Consider the following 16,334-nt stretch of genomic DNA (forward strand, 5'->3'; position numbering starts at 1 on the left):
AAATACATGCAATCGTACAAAAAACTATTACTCCTTTTTACACTTCTACCTGTTTTTAGTCAAGCCCAAAATCCCACAATCTATTTAAGTGACTTTGAAATAGCTGACAAGCATTTTGAATTACCCGAAGATTTAGGAGAACATAATCTATTTGAATCGATCTATTTCTTTGAGAAGGAAGTTTACGAGGGAGGATTCAAAGAAAGAAAATTAACGATTTACCACAAGGAGCTTTTAAAGCAACTAAAAGGAACAGAAATTCTTTTCAATACCAATTTCACCTTTAAATATGATCTGCCTGGCTTTTATAAAAATGATAATCTAAAAGCCACTTACTCCATAGACTCCAAAGCGGGCTTAAAAGAAGACACAAAACCAAATATCTTTTTCGTAAAAGACATTCTTTACACAGAAGATGGAGAATTGGAATCGCTTCATCTTCATAAGATTGGAGATGAGAAGAAGGACGATATTTACTTTTCAGTGAAGGACTTTATTGAGGGCTCTAAAGTGAAAATTGGCTCATTGGCAGATCTGGGATTAATTCAAATGGAGTTTTTGAGAAAACTGGAAGCCAAGCATAATGGTAAAGTCTACCATTTGGCCTTTCACGATGGTAGAGGCACCGCTATACCGGAAAATGTAGAGACTCCAGTCACAATTTTGAACAGGACCTCCACAGACAATTACAGGCTAAAAAAGTCAAAGACGGTTTCTAGTTTACTATGGGCAAATAGCTGGGCCTCCGGTGACCCATCCATGGCTTTCGCAGGAATTCTTCTAGATATAGGTATGCGAAATTCTTATAACGAACAGCAGAGAAAGATGGCTGAGTTTAAAGAAAAACAAAGGCAATTGCTGTATAACTATGACATTGCCTCCAATGCCTACCTTACCCGTTCTGATTTTGGGCCGAGTATCAAATGGAAATTTGAGGATGTCAAAATTTTGGAAGATTCAGGAAAGCCCGTATTAGTTTTAAACAATGACAAAGGTCAAAAGATACTCGTTCTGGAAGAACTTGAAGACATGTACATTACAAGTCAACAAGTCGAAGATTTTCAATCAAAAATAGGACAAGAGAAGTATTTGAAATTGTATGAAGTTTATACCGAAAGTGGTCAATCGCTTCCCATGATACGCTTTGCTTTGGGTTATGAAAATTATATGGCCATGGCTTCAGAAGATCAGGGTACATATGAGGAGGCTTATGCCTTTGGTAAAGAGTGGTATTACTTTGAAAATGGTAAACTGAGTAAGAAAGAATGGAAGAACTTTCGTTACGGTCCTGTTAAGAATGTAAGTCAACCAACAAACGAGGAAGAATAGGACTACCAAAGCGAATGGTACTCTTCAAGAGAAATAGTTGATTTGTCTTTGGAGTACCATTTAAATCTTCCTACCTTTGTGACGGCAAATTACCAGCTCCTGCTGAATCCCCCAGGACCGGAAGGTAGCAAGGGTAGGCGGTTGTAGCGGTGAATTTGCCATTTTTTTTGTATCTAATTTATAATTGTCATTTTGACATTTAAAAACCATATCCCATGAAATTTTTTATCGATACTGCAAGTCTTAAAGACATTCAGGAAGCACAAGATCTAGGAGTACTTGATGGCGTTACCACCAACCCTTCATTGATGGCTAAAGAAGGTATTGGCGGAGATGAAAACGTAAAGAAGCATTATCAGGCTATCTGCGAGATCGTAGATGGTGACGTAAGTGCCGAGGTTATTTCTACTGATTTTGAGGGCATCGTAAGAGAGGGTGAAGAATTAGTGAAGCTTGATGACCAGATCGTTGTAAAAGTACCTATGATCAAAGACGGTATCAAGGCTATCAAATATTTCTCTGAAAGAGGAATCAGAACCAACTGTACGTTAGTATTCTCTGCTGGCCAGGCTCTTTTGGCCGCTAAAGCCGGAGCAACTTATGTTTCTCCGTTTATCGGGAGACTAGATGACATCTCTACTGACGGTCTGCAGTTGATTCAGGATATCAGACTTATTTATGACAATTACGGTTTCACTACTGAGATTTTGGCAGCATCAGTACGTCACCCAATGCATATTCTGGAATGTGCTAAAATTGGTGCAGATGTAATGACTGGTCCTCTATCAGCTATTTTGGCTCTGCTTAAGCACCCATTGACTGATAATGGTTTGGCTAAGTTCCTGGCTGACCACGCCAAAGTAAACGGATAATTTCCGTTACAATCATTTCTAAAGAATTCCGGTTTTACTCATCAAAGTTCTATCTTTGCTGAGCTTCAAAACCGGATTTTTTTATGGTTATTTCTATCAAAAATGCAGATATCTATCAAAAGGAAAACCTTGTGCTTTCCAATGTCAACTTCGAAGTCAACGAAGGAGAATTTGTTTACCTGATAGGGAAAACCGGAAGTGGAAAGTCATCATTATTGAAAACCCTTTACGCTGAACTTTGGCTGGAGAAAGGACAAGCAAGTGTAGCAGGGCATGAATTGCATACGCTTCGTAAAAAAGAAACTCCGGAACTTCGAAGAAAAATAGGAATCGTCTTTCAAGATTTTCAGCTATTGACCGATCGAAATGTCAAAAAGAACCTGGAGTTTTTTATGAAAGCTATGGGCTGGAGTGACGGAACCCAGATTGCAAACCGAATTCAAGAGGTTTTAAGACAAGTTGACTTACCTGATGTTCTTCAGAAAATGCCTCACCAGCTTTCTGGTGGTGAGCAGCAGCGAATAGCAATAGCCAGAGCCTTACTTAACTATCCTCAGGTGATTATGGCAGATGAGCCTACGGGTAACTTAGACCCCGAAAAATCCCTTGATATCCTGAAGTTGTTCCTGAAAATAAACGAAGAATCTAATACAGCTGTACTCATGGCTACTCATGATTTGGAGCTTATAGAACGCTACCCAAAGAGAACCATATTCTGTGATAAAGGCACAGTGAATGACCTTACAGAAAGCCTGTAAGGTTTAACCTTAACTGAACATTGGAGTTTTTGACCAGACTTTGGTCATAACCAATAAATCCATTCTGGTCAATGTAGAAAGAGTTTCTTCTCAGATTCACTACCTTTTCAGACTCCTGATAATAAACTCCTAAATCTATATACCTCAGCTCACCATTTTTTTTGACGATCTTAAATCCTGCTCCAGCTCCAAAACCATAGTTCTTAGTACCTTTAGTTTCGCTGAAAACCCTTCGGCTTTCACCTGCTCCCAGTAGCTCTATGACTCTGGTAGAAACCAAAGCCGGACCAGCAAAAATATCGGCAAAAGGATTGATTTTGGAGGCACTCAGCACAGGCCTCCACCGTCCTACGAGGTTAAACCATGTGTATCTATGAGAATTTTGAAATTGATCTGAAGCTCCATAATCTACTGGATCTGTTCCCCACCCTATTGTCGCAATTTCTATTCCTACCTGAACAGGTGAATTTCTGTTTGACTTCGCCAAAGGATTGATCAAATAGCCTCCCAAAACCCCAATCTTAGCTGTTTCTTTACCATATTGAGTCAGGTAATCTCTGTAATCTCCTACCGCATTGGCGTTAAAAGGCCCAATGTACCACGAGCCTCTGTCTTCATATTGGGCTTCTGCCCTATAACCAATAATTACCAGTACCAGAAAAGCTAAAAATCTCATTTTGATTTCAAGTAAACACACGGAATTATCATCTCCTCCAGAGAGACTCCTCCATGCTGAAACGTATCCTTATAATGACTCACATAATAGTTGTAATTATTTGGATATGCAAAGAAGTAATCGTCTGTAGTGAAGAAGTAAGAAGTAGAAACATTCGGGCTAGGCAAACCATAATTATCTGGTCTTCTGACCTCTATAACGTGATCAGCCTTATCTGTTAGGTTCAGGTTTTTCCCTTGTTTATAACGCAAATTTGTATTCACGTTTCTATCCCCAACTATACGTTTTGGATTCTTAACCCTCACCATACCGTGATCTGTGGTGATTATAACCCTTCCCTTTTGCTCCGCAATCATCTTCAACAGATCTAGTAGAGGTGAGTGCTCTATCCACGATTTAGTGATAGACCTGTAAGCTGCCTCGTCTGGGGCCAGTTGCTTCACCATCTGGCTGTCTGTACGGGCATGAGAAAGCATATCTACAAAATTGTAAATAATGCAGTTAAGGTCGTTATTCATCAGATTATTGAAATTATCATTCAAGTTCTTACCATGATTATTGGTAATGATCTTGTGGTATGAGAATTTCAAGTCCTTATGTCTCTTTCTTAACTGTCTTTTTAGCAGTTCTTCTTCGTTTTGGTTCAGGCCATCTTCATTATCACCCTCATCAGTAACCCATAGATCCGGATACTTTTTTGATATCTCCAGAGGAGTCAAACCTGCGAAAATGGCATTTCTTGAGTAAGAGGTACTTGTCGGCAAAATTGAGTAATAGGTATCTTCCTGTTCAATTCTAAAGTATTCTGATATGGTTTTACTGATGACTCTCCATTGATCATATCTAAAATTATCAATCAGTATGAAAAACAATGGTCCTTCATCTTCCAGTCTCGGGAAAACCAATTTATTCATTAACTGATGCGATAGCACCGGCCTGTCAGCATCAGGTTCACACATCCAGTCTTCATATTCTTCTTCAATGAATTGTGAAAACTTGGCATTAGCTTCCTGCTTCTGCATTTCAAAAACCTCTTCCATTGATTTATCAGAAGAACCATCCAGTTCTAAATCCCAATAAACCAATCTTTTGTAAATATCTGCCCACTCTTCATGGCCTATACGGTCATTGTATTGCATTGCCAGATTTCGGAAATCCTGCTGGTAGCCCATGTTGGTTTTCTCAGATACCAGACGCTTATTATCAAGCAGCTTTTTGACCGTCATCAGAATCTGATTTGGGTTGATCGGCTTAATCAAATAATCGGCAATCTTAGAGCCTATGGCCTCTTCCATAATGTGCTCCTCCTCTGACTTGGTAATCATCACTACCGGAATGGTAGGTCTGATGATTTTAATTTCAGCCAGGGTCTCAAGGCCGGTCATACCAGCCATCATTTCATCAAGGAAAACAATATCAAACCTGGTCTCCTTGACCTTGTCGATGGCATCAGAGCCACTTGGTACAGGGGTTACGTCGTAACCTTTACCCTCCAAAAAAACGATGTATGGTTTAAGCAGGTCTATTTCGTCGTCTGCCCAAAGAATGGAATATCTACTCATTAAAAGATTTTAGTTATTAAATAAATGCCCGTAAAAGCTATTTATTGTTGTTGAATACCTTTTCCAGATCCTCCGGAGTGTCTATTCCGAAACTTTCGTGTTCGGTTTCTATGGTCATTATCTGATAACCATAGCCAATCCATCGGAGCTGTTCAAGCTTCTCGGTGCTCTCGAGCACGTTTACAGGCAATTTTACTATCTGCTGAAGTACGTCTGATCTGTAAGCGTAGATTCCAATATGTTTATAAAAATCTGAGTTTTCGAGCCATTGATCACTGTTAACCTCTCTAACATAAGGGATTACCTGCCTTGAAAAATATAAAGCTTGCTTTCTCATGGTCAAGACTACTTTTACCACATTTGGACTCCTCAATGTATCGTAGTCATCTATCTTTTTTACTGCGGTGCCGATCTCCGTTTTATAATCAAGAAGGTCACACAAATCATCAATTACTGAAGGTTCAATAAAAGGCTCATCTCCCTGAATATTAAGAATATAGTCATACTCTTCCTTTAATTGTGCATAGGCATCAGCTACACGTTCAGTACCGGATTCATGGGCAGCATCAGTCATAAAGCATTCACCTCCCAGGCCATCAATTACTTTTTTGATACGTTCATCATCCGTGGCCACAATAACCTTCGTGAGTTTTTTAGACTTCAAAGCCTGTTCATAAACTCGCTGAATCATAGTTTTGCCATTTATATTGATCAGCGGTTTTCCGGGGAAACGAGATGATGCAAACCTTGCAGGTATAACTCCGAGTATTTTCACTTCAGTAAAATTTTCATTTGACAAAACTAGTTAACAATTAACACCGAGACAGATTTTAACTCAAAAAGCTATACAAAGGCCGAAAAATGACTACATTTGTTTACATACTTTCCTAATACATACAAATAATGAAAACGATAGCTATCACCGCCATTCTGTCGTTGTTGATCATCAATGCTAATGCTTTTCAAACAACGATAACAGATTCACTAGTAACCAGAACCACAGTCTCAAGTTCTGTTATACATCATGAAGTAAAGCCGAAAGAAACTTTATACAGTTTATTGCGTGCTTACGACTGTACAGCTAGCGAATTTCACAAGCTAAACCCTCAGCTTAACGGTGGTCATAATTTGAAGGTTAAGCAAATCATAAAATTCCCAGGCAAAACAGAGAGGGTTGTTATTATAGAAGAAGAGAAATCTGTAAATGAAGGTCGGAGTGTCAGGGAAGTCAATGAAGTATCTGAGCCAGAAGCTCCGAAAGAAGAGAAGGCTAAAAGAATGATAACTATTCATAAAGTGCAGCCTGGTCAAACACTTTTCAGTATTAGTCAAATATATGGAGCGAGTATAGATGAAATCAAAGCCATGAATAATCTGGCAGATAATAGCATAAGCGTGGGTCAGCCTATTCGTGTTAAAACGACTTCAGATCATTACGATGCGGCTTCAAGGACTCTTTATCCGCCAAACTTGACTCCTGATATTATTCCAACGAGCGTGGTTGTACCTAATGCCCCTCGTGGTGAATCTATCTCTGAACACGGAATTGCAGAGGTTATTTCTTCCTCCAGAACAAACAGCTCAAAACTTCTGGCATTGCACAAAACAGCTCCTTTAGGATCATTGATGGTGGTGCAAAATGAGGCAACCAAAAATCAAGTGATAGTAAAAGTTATCGGGAAATTACCGGAGACCGGCAATAACGAAAATATCCTCGTTAGACTATCACCTGAGGCCTTTTACAGGTTAAATCCTAAGGATATCAGAATAAGAGCAAAGGTGACGTATTATTTACCTCCAAACTCCTAAGAGTGAAGTTTAGTCAGGCTGTTTTTGATTTAATTGAAGAGAAGTATATCAAGTTTAATCAGCCTGGTTTTATAGAAGATGATCCAATATCTATTCCTCATATGTTTTCAAAAAAAGAAGACATTGAAATAGCTGGATTCATCGCTTCCATTTTGGCCTGGGGTCAGAGAAAAACCATCATAAAGAAATGCAAAGAATTGTTCAATATGATGGACAATGCTCCTCACAATTTCATTCTACATCACTCTGATCAGGACCTCAGACCCTTACTAGAATTCAAGCATCGTACCTTCAATGATATTGATACTCTCTATTTTATAGAGGCCATAAAACATATTTATACGAATCATAATGGTCTGGAAGGTGCATTCAGCAAAGGGATTTCACTTACCGATAGTACAATCGAAAAGGGGCTCATAAATTTCAAAGAGCTATTTTTTGAATTGGATTTTGCACCGCAAAGAACTAAAAAGCATATCGCCTCTCCTCTATCAAATTCGGCTTGTAAACGCATCAATATGTACCTGAGGTGGATGGTTAGAAAAGATGATAAAGGCGTTGACTTTGGATTGTGGGACTCAATCAAACCCAGTCAGCTCATCTGCCCTTGTGATGTGCATGTGGAGCGAACTGCCAAAATTCTTGGCCTGACTCAAGAAACCAAACCAAATTGGAAGATGGCCGTTGAAATAACTGAAAATCTTAAAGCCTATGATTCTGAAGATCCGGTCAAATATGACTTTGCATTATTCGGGCTGGGGATAGAAAAGTTTTTTGATAAGTTTGAATTCAAAAGGTTCTAGGCCTTATATCTCAGGATAATGGCTATTTTTGCGACGCACAAAATTTAAAAGGTTGAATCTGACACTTACAGGTAAAGACGGCAATCAAGCTATCATTGAATTAACAGGAGCTACTTTAAGCCACTTAACACTTGGCAATGAGGACCTTATCAAATACCCTTTAAAGGAAGATGATCCTAAAAAGGGTTACCCTTCGGCTTTTCTGTTCCCGTTCCCCAATAGAATCAGAGATGGACGTTATGTCTTTGAAGGGAAAGAATACTCCCTGGATCTGAACGATACAGATAGCAATAATGCCATTCATGGCTTTGTAGCTTTTGAGAATTTTGAGGTTTTAGAGCAATCTGACAAGAAGGCGAAGTTGCAGTATAGCTATAATGGTCAGCATGAAGGCTATCCTTTTCCTTTTACGTTTACGGTAGAGTTTTCTTTGAGCTCGAACAAGTTAAGCGTAAAGGCTGAGGGAGAAAATACCGGAGAAAACAATATGCCCGTTGGTTTTGCCTGGCATCCCTATTTTGGTTTTGGCTCAGAACCTATTGGAGAAATGACAGTTAAAGCTCCTCGTAGAGAAAAAATGGAGTTGAGTGATCGTTATATCCCAACCGGAGAATTTGAGACCGAAAGAGCTGGAGTTATTCCGTTGAAAAACAATATTCTTGATAACGTATTCAGAATAGCCGATGTGGATTCAGCACAAGAGGTTTCTATTGAGGTACGATATAAGAAAAAGAAACTTATTGTAAGTCAGAAGGCGGGTAAGTCCAAATTGAATTATTTCGTTCTTTATACCCCGGCTTCCAGAGATTGTATTGCAATAGAACCCCAATCATGCAATACAAATGCCTTCAATAACGAAGAAGGGTTAGTTATCTTAAAACCGGGCAAAAAAATTAAATATGAAATGAGTGTTAGTCTGGAAGGCTAAGACTGAGTATCTATATTTGTAATTAGTGGATAAATCTAAACTTGAAATATTAGACATTTCGCCTAGTCAGGTGCAGGCGGGTTCTTTCACCTTGGTTTTAGGCGAAGAAAATGGCGACTTAAGATTACCGATTATTATTGGGATGTTTGAGGCTCAGGCTATTGCTATTGAACTTGAAAATATTAAATCTAAGCGGCCTTTAACCCATGATTTGTTCACTTCTTTTGCTCACTCTTTTGATTATACTGTTGAAGAAGTTTTAATAACGGATATTGACGAAGGAGTGTTCTTTGCAAAGATCATTTGTTCTGACGGAATCAGACAAAAGAACATAGATGCCAGGCCGTCAGATGCTATTGCTATTGCACTTCGTTTCAAAGCTCCTATCTACTGCGTCCAAAAAGTTTTGGACAATGCTGGCGTTAGTACGTCTGATTTGGTGGGTGATACCGAGAAAGAAGAGAAACCTTCAAAAAAGGTCTCTGTCAAAGTTTCTGGTGGTAAAAGCGAAAGACCTTTATCTGAAATCAGCATCACAGAACTTAAAAAGATGCTAGATGCCGCTCTTGAAAGCGAAGAATACGAGCAGGCAGCTAAAATCAGAGATGAAATTGAGAGCAGAAACTAAGATTCTGTCTGTTTCAATTTGATTTTATTATCTTGTCAAAACCTTAATCCTAACCTTTCATATTGCAGCGTATGCTGAATATTCTCAAGAACTTTATGCCTTCTCCTCCGCCACATTTGACTGGCTGGAAAAGATTTTTGGCATATTTGGATATTCTTGGCCTTTTCCAATTTGATCCTTGGGGAAATTCGATGTTCATTAAAAGGATCATCATTTTTGTCTCAGGTTGGCCCACTTATTGGCGTATTGCCGTAGCAAATAAGCTAAAAATTGAAGGTGGAGAGCATCTAAAAGACCTTCCTAACACCAATGTCCTTTTTATCTCAAACCATCAGACCTATTTCGCTGATGTAATAACCTTCTATCATATCTTTTGCGGAGCAAAATGGGGAATGTTCAAGAAAATCTACCCCTTCTATCTATGTATACCAAGAGCCAAATCTTATTATGTAGCTGCGAAAGAAACCATGAAATCCGGATTCCTGCCGAAGGTATTTAGCATGGCAGGAGCAATTTTGGTAGAAAGGTCATGGCGAGCCAAAGGAGAAAATATCAAAAGAGACGTAGACTCTTCGGCTGGTGAAAATGTAGAGCAAGGACTAAACTTTGGCTGGGTAGTAACATTTCCGCAAGGAACTACCAGCCCTTATGCCCCCATAAGAAAAGGAACGGCACATATCATCAAACATAATAAGCCCATAGTGGTCCCGGTGGTAATCGATGGCTTCAGGAGAGCATTCAATAAAACTGGTCTGAGCTATAAAAAGAGAAATACAAATCTTAAAGTAAGGTTTAAGCAACCCATCTATTTTAATGATAATCAATCTCTTGAAGAAATTGTAGAGATTGTTTCTGACATTATTGAGCAGAATATTCCTGAGAATATTGCAGAATGGAGAGAAGAGAACTCTAACTCTTAAAAAACACTAAATACACGTGAGATTATAAGGATAAACTTATCTTTGTCCCTATTGGCACAAGCCAGTAAATTAAAGTTATTCGTTTCGTTTCCATGAAGTCAAATAAGAAACTAGGCAGTTACCCGGGCATCCTGATTACAGCGAGTCTTACTGTTGCTCTTTTTCTAATTGGTTTTTGTGGCTGGGTGGCTCTTTCTTCTAAAGAGTTGATCAAATATGTGAAACAAAACATAGAGGTTCAGGTATATCTGGAGCATGACCTGAATCAAACCACTAAAGATTCCCTTCAAAGAGTTCTCAAATCATTGCCTGAGCTGGAAACCAATTCTAGTGAAGAAACAGTAGAATTTATTTCTGCTGAAAGTGCAGCCGAAGCTTTTCTGGCTGAAACTAATGAAGATTACAAAGACATTTTAGGAGATAACCCTTTTCGTGATGCCTTTACCTTAAAGGTGAAAGAAGAAATTTTAAGCGAAGGCCAGCTGGCTCTTTTCAAGAAAAAAGTAGAGATAATCCCCGGAATTTATGAGGTAGATTACGCCAAGGACTTCGTCAATGGTATTACCGAAAACGCCAATAAGGCCTACCTGATTCTCTCAGCTATTGTACTTATATTCTTGGTGGCCACCATATTGTTGATTAATAATACCATTAAGCTTGCTCTTTACTCTCAACGGTTTATTATCAGAACTATGCAGTTGGTAGGTGCTACCAACGGTTTCGTTCAAAAACCTTTCATTACAAAAGGGCTTATTCAAGGCTTGATAGCCGGTGTTATATCTTCGGCATTAATCATTATTACTCAGCAGTTGGCCATGAAACAGGTGGAAGGACTGAGTTTGATTCAAAATAATGGACTCATGACCGTGGTGCTAGTCATCTTGATAGTTCTCGGCCCGATGATTGGAGTGGTAAGTACCTATCAATCTATTAGTAGATATTTAAATGTAGATCTGGATGATCTTTATTAATAATTAGAATTATGTCAAAGAAAAATAGAAAAGCAGCAGATAAGCCAAAAGTGGCTGAACCTGAAGTTAAAGTTTCTGCTAAACCATTAGCAGATAAGTCATCTGAGCTTGCTTTTGGTAAAACCAATTATCGCTTTATGCTTATCGGTATTGCGATAATCGTCATTGGTTTCTTCATTATGACTCAAGACAAAGAAGAATTTGGTTTTGGCTTTTTGGGCTTAACTCTTGGTCCTATAGTCGTTTTCCTCGGTTTCATGATTGAGCTTTACGCCATTCTTAAGAAAAAAGCCTGATCAATAAGATATGAACGTAATTCAAGCCATTATCCTGGCCATTATTGAAGGGATAACGGAGTACCTTCCTATAAGCTCTACTGGTCATATGATCATTGCCTCCTCGTTTATGGGCATTGATCAAGATGACTTTACCAAGATTTTTGAGGTTCAAATTCAATTTGGAGCCATTCTATCTGTGCTGGTATTATATTGGAAACGCTTTTTACAATCTTTAGAGTTCTACTACAAACTATTGGTAGCCTTCATTCCTGCAGCAATCATTGGTCTGCTATTAAATGACTACATCGATATGCTTCTTGAGAGCGTGATTGTGGTAGCTGTGATGCTTGTGTTTGGTGGAATTGTCCTGATCTTCATTGATAAAGTTTTTGAGGACAAACCTCAACATGACGACGTTTCATACATGACGGCATTGAAAATTGGTTTTTTCCAATGTATTGCCATGATACCCGGGGTTTCCAGATCTGCAGCCTCTATAATCGGAGGAATGACCCAAGGATTGACCCGTAAATCCAGTGCTGAATTCTCTTTCTTCCTTGCTGTACCTACCATGTTTGCGGCATCGGCATATAAGATGCTAAAAGGCTATATGGATGGCAATTTGAGCTTCTCCGGAGAACAGGTTAAACTTCTATTGATAGGTAACGCCGTGGCCTTTTTAGTGGCTCTAGCGGCTATTAAATTCTTTATAGGGTACTTACAGAAATACGGCTTCAAGGTATTTGGTTATTATAGAATTGCCGTAGGTCTAATCATCTTATTGCTGGTAGCATTAGGCTACGATTTAAGCGTTTAATGAATTATTTCGACGAACAAGGCTGTGTAGTATTAGTTGACAAACCATTAGAATGGACTTCATTTGATGTTGTCAATAAAATTAGATACTCCGGTAAATTTAAAAAGGTAGGACATGCAGGTACTTTAGATCCGTTGGCCACCGGGCTTCTTATTCTGTGTATTGGTAGAAAAACAAAGCAGATTGAAAGCTTTCAAGCACAGGAAAAAGAATATACCGGCAAACTGGTTTTAGGAAAAACCACCCCTTCGATAGATTTGGAAACAGAGTTTGACGCTGAATACCCAACAGATCACATCACCAAAGAACAACTGGAAGAAGCCAGAAAAGCATTTATTGGAGATATTGAACAAACCCCGCCAATTCACTCTGCCATCAAAGTAAAAGGTAAAAGAGCCTATGAGGCTGCCAGAAAAGGCGAAGACATCAAACTAAAAAGTCGGGTAATTCAAATAACCGAATTTGAAATTGACGTTTCTAATTTCCCTGAAATAGCTTTTAGAGTGGTATGTAGCAAAGGCACTTATATCAGAAGCTTGGTAAGTGATTTTGGTAAAAAGCTTGAGAGTGGTGCCTACATGAGTGAGCTGAGAAGAACCAGAATCGGTGAGTTCGATGTTAAAGACGCTGAAGATGTAATTTCTCTGGCTGATAAAATCAAAGACATTCGTGAAAGTTTATAGAAGTATTAAAGAGTTTACCACTTTAAAAAACGCTGTGGTAACCAGTGGTACTTTTGATGGTGCTCACCTCGGGCATCACAAGATAATCTCCATGCTGAAAGAAACCGCCGCCAAAACCGGTGGTGAAAGCGTGGTATTGACATTCTGGCCACATCCCAGATTAATCGTATCACCGAATAGTCAGAAAATAAAGCTTCTGAGTACTCTGGATGAGAAAATAGAACTGCTAGAAAATTTAGGTGTAGATCATCTTGTAGTCCTTCCTTTCACTCGAGAATTTTCAGAATTAAGCTCAGAGAAGTATGTGGAAGACATACTGATTTCAGGAATCGGTACACAAACTTTAGTAATAGGCTATGACCACCGATTCGGTAAAAACCGTGAAGGCGGTTTTGATTATTTACAGCGAAATGCGAACAGATTTAAAATCGATCTGGTGGAAATTCCTCGACAGGAAATCGAAAGCCTTACTATAAGCTCTACCAAAATCAGAGAGGCCTTAATTAGTGGTGATGTCAAAACTGCCAACGGACTTCTGGGAAGACCCTATTCTTTTGAAGGTTTGGTAAAAAAAGGACGTCAATTGGGTAGAACCATTGGTTTCCCCACCGCAAACGTACATGTGGCCAAGAAATACAAGCTTATTCCGGCCAACGGTGTATACGCAGTTAGAGTATATCTGAGAAACTCTGAACTTAATGGGGTTATGAACATAGGAGAAAGACCAACAGTTGACGGCAAAGGAATTACACAAGAAGTGCATATCCTTGATTTTGATGATGATATCTACGGTGAAACACTCAAAGTAGAAATCATTGATTTCATTCGTGACGAACAAAAGTTTGATGGCGTAGAAAGCCTTATCAAGCAAATCAATTCTGATTGCGAAAAAGCCAGAACTATTCTGGCTTAAATGTTTTTCACGTAGCTACCCAACACCTTAATATGTTGCTGGTGTTTTGAGATCACCTCACTCATATTGTCATCGTTTTGATGGCCGCTAGCTTCCAGGAAGAACCAGAAATTAAATTCCTCGCTGCCTTTATAAGGTCTACTTTCTATTTTGGTAATGTTAATTCCCTGATCCTTAAAATCATTCAGGAAGTCAGCTAGAACCCCAGGATTCTCAGTATGAGGCAATCGAGCAATCATTGTGGTTTTATCATCACCGCTTTTTTGATTCTCAAATTGCTTTGCCAAAATGAAGAAACGGGTTCTATTATTGCTGTTGTCCTCAATATTCTGAAACACCATTGGTAAACCAAATAGCTTAGCCGCTATTTCTGAACAAATGGCAGCACTTTCTGGGTCTTCAAAAGCCAACCTCGCAGCTTTAGATGTAGATTCAACCTGAATTTCCTCTAATTCTTGCTGCTCAAAGTACTTATTCAGGAAACCGCGACACTGTCTGAAAGCAATATCTTTAGAATAAATTCTTTTGATATCGGTCAACTGATCGGCAACCGAAGCAAAAGCAAAATGAATAGGTAGCTTTAATTCTGCAACGATACTGACATCCATTTCATTGAGCAAATCAATGGTCTCATATACGATTCCAGCCTGATTATTCTCTATCGGAATGACCCCAAACCTGGTTCGCTCTGTATCAACAGCCTCAAAAACAGATTTGATAGAGGGGAGCATGATGTACTCACTTAAAGCTCCAAATCTACTTTCGGCAGCTTGATGCGTAAAACTACCTTCTGGCCCCAAATAAGCCACTTTCTCAGGTAATTCTATGTTTCTGGCTGTTGCAAATATTTCAAGAAAAATGGCCTCGATAGCCTTGCTATCAAGAATACCACTACTTTCTTTACTCAGACGACCTATTATCTCTTTTTCTCTTTCGGGGCGGTAAATGACTGTTTTGGTTACTCTTTTCAGGTCGCCAACTTTCTTTACCAAGTCCATTCGCTCATTAAGAAGTTTGAGCAGTTGACTATCAATATTGTCTATTCCCTTTCTTAGATCGTCTAAGTTCACTGTTATTCCTTTGGTTTATAATGATCGTCCCAGTTTTTAACCTGAGGATCGTGTATTTTGCCAAGACTCTTACCTACCAGAAGTGCTACTGTGGCATCACTGGTAACATTGACCGAAGTCCTGATCATATCTAGTGGTCTATCCACCGCAAAAATAAGAGCAATTCCCGCCGGATTCACACCAATTGACTCTAAAACTATCACAAGCATCAAAATTCCTGCTCCAGGAACTGCTGCAGTACCGATTGAAGCCAAGGTTGCCGTTAGAACTATGGCCAATTGATCACCCAGAGTAAGGTCATTGCCAAAAACCTGAGCTATAAAAACTGCCGCAACACCTTGATAAAGGCTGGTACCATCCATATTTATGGTAGCTCCTACAGGAAGTACGAAAGAAGTTACATCTTTCTCTACCCCTAAATGCTCCTCTACCCTTTCCATGGTGACTGGCAAGGTGGCTGCACTTGAACTGGTGGAAAATGCCAAAAGCTGAGCTGGAGAGATTCCATTCAAAAATGTCTTGTAATTCATTCCCATGAATAACTTCACAGCCGTTGGGTAAAGTACAAACAACATAAAGGCCAGACCAATTACCACTGTGATGGCATAGGCTCCTAGAGCTAAGAATACATCAGCAGATGGGGCCTCTACTACCAAGGCTACCAAAAGGGCGAAAACGCCAAAAGGTGCAGTGAGCATAATTAGGTCAATCATTTTCAGGATGACCTCGTTAAGGCCATCAAAGAAATCTTTAACGGGCTTAGATTTCTCAGGTTCTATCAAAATGATACCTACACCAAAAAAGATAACAAAGAAAATCACTTGAAGCATATTGCCATTTGATGACATGGCTCCAATGATATTATCTGGAATGATATCTACCAAGGCTGCCAAAGGTCCTCTTTCTTTGGTCTCTGCCGCCGAAGCAATTCGGCTACCTGCTTCATTGGAGAAACTCTCCATCATATTAGTACGCGTAGCTTCCTCAATGAATCCACCAGGCTGAATGAGGTTGACCATCAAAAGACCAACACTTATCGCTATTACGGTCGTAATTAGATAGATACCGATAGTTCTGGTACCCATTTTTGATAATTGACTGATATCATTCAGATCAGATACTCCTTTTATAAGAGAAGCTACAATTAAAGGAATAGCAATAAGCTTTAAAGAATTGATAAATAGTGTGCCAAATGGTTTGATCCAATCAACCGCGAATTCCTTTCCTCCGTCAATTTTCAACATCAGGGCACCAAAAAGTACACCGGCCACCATACCAATGATTATCTGCCAATGCAGAGCTAGCTTCTTCATATAA

General features: G+C 39.2%; 18 protein-coding genes and 1 other RNA gene. 14 read left to right on the forward strand and 5 right to left on the reverse strand.

Annotated features, from left to right (window positions below; all coding sequences use genetic code 11):
• The first annotated feature begins 6 nt into the window (after positions 1-6).
• From ACUXV0_RS04630 to ACUXV0_RS04645, 4 genes are all read left to right on the forward strand, one after another.
• A complete protein-coding gene (locus ACUXV0_RS04630) occupies positions 7-1,329 on the forward strand; it encodes a hypothetical protein (protein WP_446191899.1) in 1,323 nt (440 codons plus the stop codon).
• 80 nt (positions 1,330-1,409) lie between these two features.
• Positions 1,410-1,495: signal recognition particle sRNA small type (gene ffs, locus ACUXV0_RS04635), an RNA gene on the forward strand.
• A gap of 49 nt (positions 1,496-1,544) precedes the next feature.
• Entirely contained in the window at positions 1,545-2,201 is a 657-nt protein-coding gene (gene fsa / locus ACUXV0_RS04640) for a fructose-6-phosphate aldolase (RefSeq protein WP_446191900.1), read from the forward strand.
• An 83-nt stretch (positions 2,202-2,284) separates the two neighbouring features.
• Positions 2,285-2,959, forward strand: a complete 675-nt coding sequence (locus ACUXV0_RS04645) for a cell division ATP-binding protein FtsE (RefSeq protein ID WP_446191901.1) — start codon at positions 2,285-2,287, stop codon at positions 2,957-2,959.
• On the opposite strand, the gene ACUXV0_RS04650 is transcribed toward ACUXV0_RS04645, so the two are convergent.
• Genes ACUXV0_RS04650 through kdsB form a run of 3 tightly spaced genes read right to left on the reverse strand, consistent with a single transcriptional unit; the run spans position 2,943 to position 5,972 of the window.
• Positions 2,943-3,635, reverse strand: coding sequence for a hypothetical protein (locus ACUXV0_RS04650; RefSeq protein WP_446191902.1), 693 nt, complete (start codon positions 3,633-3,635; stop codon positions 2,943-2,945). The two genes, ACUXV0_RS04645 and ACUXV0_RS04650, sit on opposite strands and share 17 nt — an antisense overlap.
• Positions 3,632-5,197: a T9SS response regulator signal transducer PorX gene (gene porX / locus ACUXV0_RS04655; RefSeq protein ID WP_446191903.1), complete on the reverse strand. Its 1,566-nt coding sequence runs from the start codon at positions 5,195-5,197 to the stop codon at positions 3,632-3,634. Before porX ends, ACUXV0_RS04650 begins: the two co-directional genes overlap by 4 nt.
• A gap of 37 nt (positions 5,198-5,234) precedes the next feature.
• Positions 5,235-5,972: a 3-deoxy-manno-octulosonate cytidylyltransferase gene (gene kdsB, locus ACUXV0_RS04660; RefSeq protein ID WP_446191904.1), complete on the reverse strand. Its 738-nt coding sequence runs from the start codon at positions 5,970-5,972 to the stop codon at positions 5,235-5,237.
• A 128-nt stretch (positions 5,973-6,100) separates the two neighbouring features.
• On the opposite strand from kdsB, the gene ACUXV0_RS04665 reads away from it, so the two are divergent.
• From ACUXV0_RS04665 to ACUXV0_RS04710, 10 genes are all read left to right on the forward strand, one after another.
• Positions 6,101-7,006, forward strand: a complete 906-nt coding sequence (locus ACUXV0_RS04665) for a LysM peptidoglycan-binding domain-containing protein (protein WP_446191905.1) — start codon at positions 6,101-6,103, stop codon at positions 7,004-7,006.
• Positions 7,007-7,008: 2 nt separating this feature from the next.
• Positions 7,009-7,809: a TIGR02757 family protein gene (locus ACUXV0_RS04670; RefSeq protein ID WP_446191906.1), complete on the forward strand. Its 801-nt coding sequence runs from the start codon at positions 7,009-7,011 to the stop codon at positions 7,807-7,809.
• A gap of 52 nt (positions 7,810-7,861) precedes the next feature.
• Positions 7,862-8,737: an aldose epimerase family protein gene (locus tag ACUXV0_RS04675; RefSeq protein ID WP_446191907.1), complete on the forward strand. Its 876-nt coding sequence runs from the start codon at positions 7,862-7,864 to the stop codon at positions 8,735-8,737.
• Positions 8,738-8,762: 25 nt separating this feature from the next.
• Entirely contained in the window at positions 8,763-9,365 is a 603-nt protein-coding gene (locus ACUXV0_RS04680) for a bifunctional nuclease domain-containing protein (protein ID WP_446191908.1), read from the forward strand.
• A 71-nt stretch (positions 9,366-9,436) separates the two neighbouring features.
• Positions 9,437-10,285, forward strand: coding sequence for a lysophospholipid acyltransferase family protein (locus tag ACUXV0_RS04685; RefSeq protein ID WP_446191909.1), 849 nt, complete (start codon positions 9,437-9,439; stop codon positions 10,283-10,285).
• Between the two features lie 92 nt (positions 10,286-10,377).
• Positions 10,378-11,256, forward strand: coding sequence for a cell division protein FtsX (locus tag ACUXV0_RS04690; protein ID WP_446191910.1), 879 nt, complete (start codon positions 10,378-10,380; stop codon positions 11,254-11,256).
• Between the two features lie 11 nt (positions 11,257-11,267).
• The gene (locus tag ACUXV0_RS04695) at positions 11,268-11,552 is read left to right on the forward strand and encodes a DUF3098 domain-containing protein (protein WP_446191911.1); all 285 of its coding nucleotides are present in this window, start codon (positions 11,268-11,270) and stop codon (positions 11,550-11,552) included.
• A gap of 10 nt (positions 11,553-11,562) precedes the next feature.
• Positions 11,563-12,351, forward strand: coding sequence for an undecaprenyl-diphosphate phosphatase (locus ACUXV0_RS04700; RefSeq protein ID WP_446191912.1), 789 nt, complete (start codon positions 11,563-11,565; stop codon positions 12,349-12,351).
• Positions 12,351-13,034 carry a tRNA pseudouridine(55) synthase TruB gene (gene truB, locus ACUXV0_RS04705; RefSeq protein ID WP_446191913.1) on the forward strand — a complete coding sequence of 228 codons (684 nt, stop codon included), beginning with the start codon at positions 12,351-12,353 and terminating at the stop codon, positions 13,032-13,034. The genes ACUXV0_RS04700 and truB overlap by 1 nt, the downstream gene beginning before the upstream one ends.
• Positions 13,021-13,947 carry a bifunctional riboflavin kinase/FAD synthetase gene (locus tag ACUXV0_RS04710; protein ID WP_446191914.1) on the forward strand — a complete coding sequence of 309 codons (927 nt, stop codon included), beginning with the start codon at positions 13,021-13,023 and terminating at the stop codon, positions 13,945-13,947. Before truB ends, ACUXV0_RS04710 begins: the two co-directional genes overlap by 14 nt.
• On the opposite strand, the gene pheA is transcribed toward ACUXV0_RS04710, so the two are convergent.
• Positions 13,944-15,017, reverse strand: coding sequence for a prephenate dehydratase (pheA, locus tag ACUXV0_RS04715; protein WP_446191915.1), 1,074 nt, complete (start codon positions 15,015-15,017; stop codon positions 13,944-13,946). The genes ACUXV0_RS04710 and pheA overlap by 4 nt on opposite strands.
• Positions 15,018-15,019: 2 nt before the next feature.
• Positions 15,020-16,330: a dicarboxylate/amino acid:cation symporter gene (locus tag ACUXV0_RS04720; RefSeq protein ID WP_446191916.1), complete on the reverse strand. Its 1,311-nt coding sequence runs from the start codon at positions 16,328-16,330 to the stop codon at positions 15,020-15,022.
• Between the last annotated feature and the right edge of the window lie 4 nt (positions 16,331-16,334).

It is taken from the genome of Jiulongibacter sp. NS-SX5 (assembly GCF_052828545.1).

Bases quoted from the DNA above. Each gene is read 5' to 3' on its own strand.
- ACUXV0_RS04695 (WP_446191911.1), top strand. From the start codon at position 11,268: ATGTCAAAGAAAAATAGAAAAGCAGCAGATAAGCCAAAAGTGGCTGAA.
- fsa (WP_446191900.1), top strand. From the start codon at position 1,545: ATGAAATTTTTTATCGATACTGCAAGTCTTAAAGACATTCAGGAAGCA.
- ACUXV0_RS04630 (WP_446191899.1), top strand. From the start codon at position 7: ATGCAATCGTACAAAAAACTATTACTCCTTTTTACACTTCTACCTGTT.
- ACUXV0_RS04665 (WP_446191905.1), top strand. From the start codon at position 6,101: ATGAAAACGATAGCTATCACCGCCATTCTGTCGTTGTTGATCATCAAT.
- ACUXV0_RS04690 (WP_446191910.1), top strand. From the start codon at position 10,378: ATGAAGTCAAATAAGAAACTAGGCAGTTACCCGGGCATCCTGATTACA.
- porX (WP_446191903.1), bottom strand. From the start codon at position 5,197: ATGAGTAGATATTCCATTCTTTGGGCAGACGACGAAATAGACCTGCTT.
- ACUXV0_RS04645 (WP_446191901.1), top strand. From the start codon at position 2,285: ATGGTTATTTCTATCAAAAATGCAGATATCTATCAAAAGGAAAACCTT.
- truB (WP_446191913.1), top strand. From the start codon at position 12,351: ATGAATTATTTCGACGAACAAGGCTGTGTAGTATTAGTTGACAAACCA.
- ACUXV0_RS04700 (WP_446191912.1), top strand. From the start codon at position 11,563: ATGAACGTAATTCAAGCCATTATCCTGGCCATTATTGAAGGGATAACG.
- ACUXV0_RS04720 (WP_446191916.1), bottom strand. From the start codon at position 16,330: ATGAAGAAGCTAGCTCTGCATTGGCAGATAATCATTGGTATGGTGGCC.
- ACUXV0_RS04685 (WP_446191909.1), top strand. From the start codon at position 9,437: ATGCTGAATATTCTCAAGAACTTTATGCCTTCTCCTCCGCCACATTTG.
- ACUXV0_RS04650 (WP_446191902.1), bottom strand. From the start codon at position 3,635: ATGAGATTTTTAGCTTTTCTGGTACTGGTAATTATTGGTTATAGGGCA.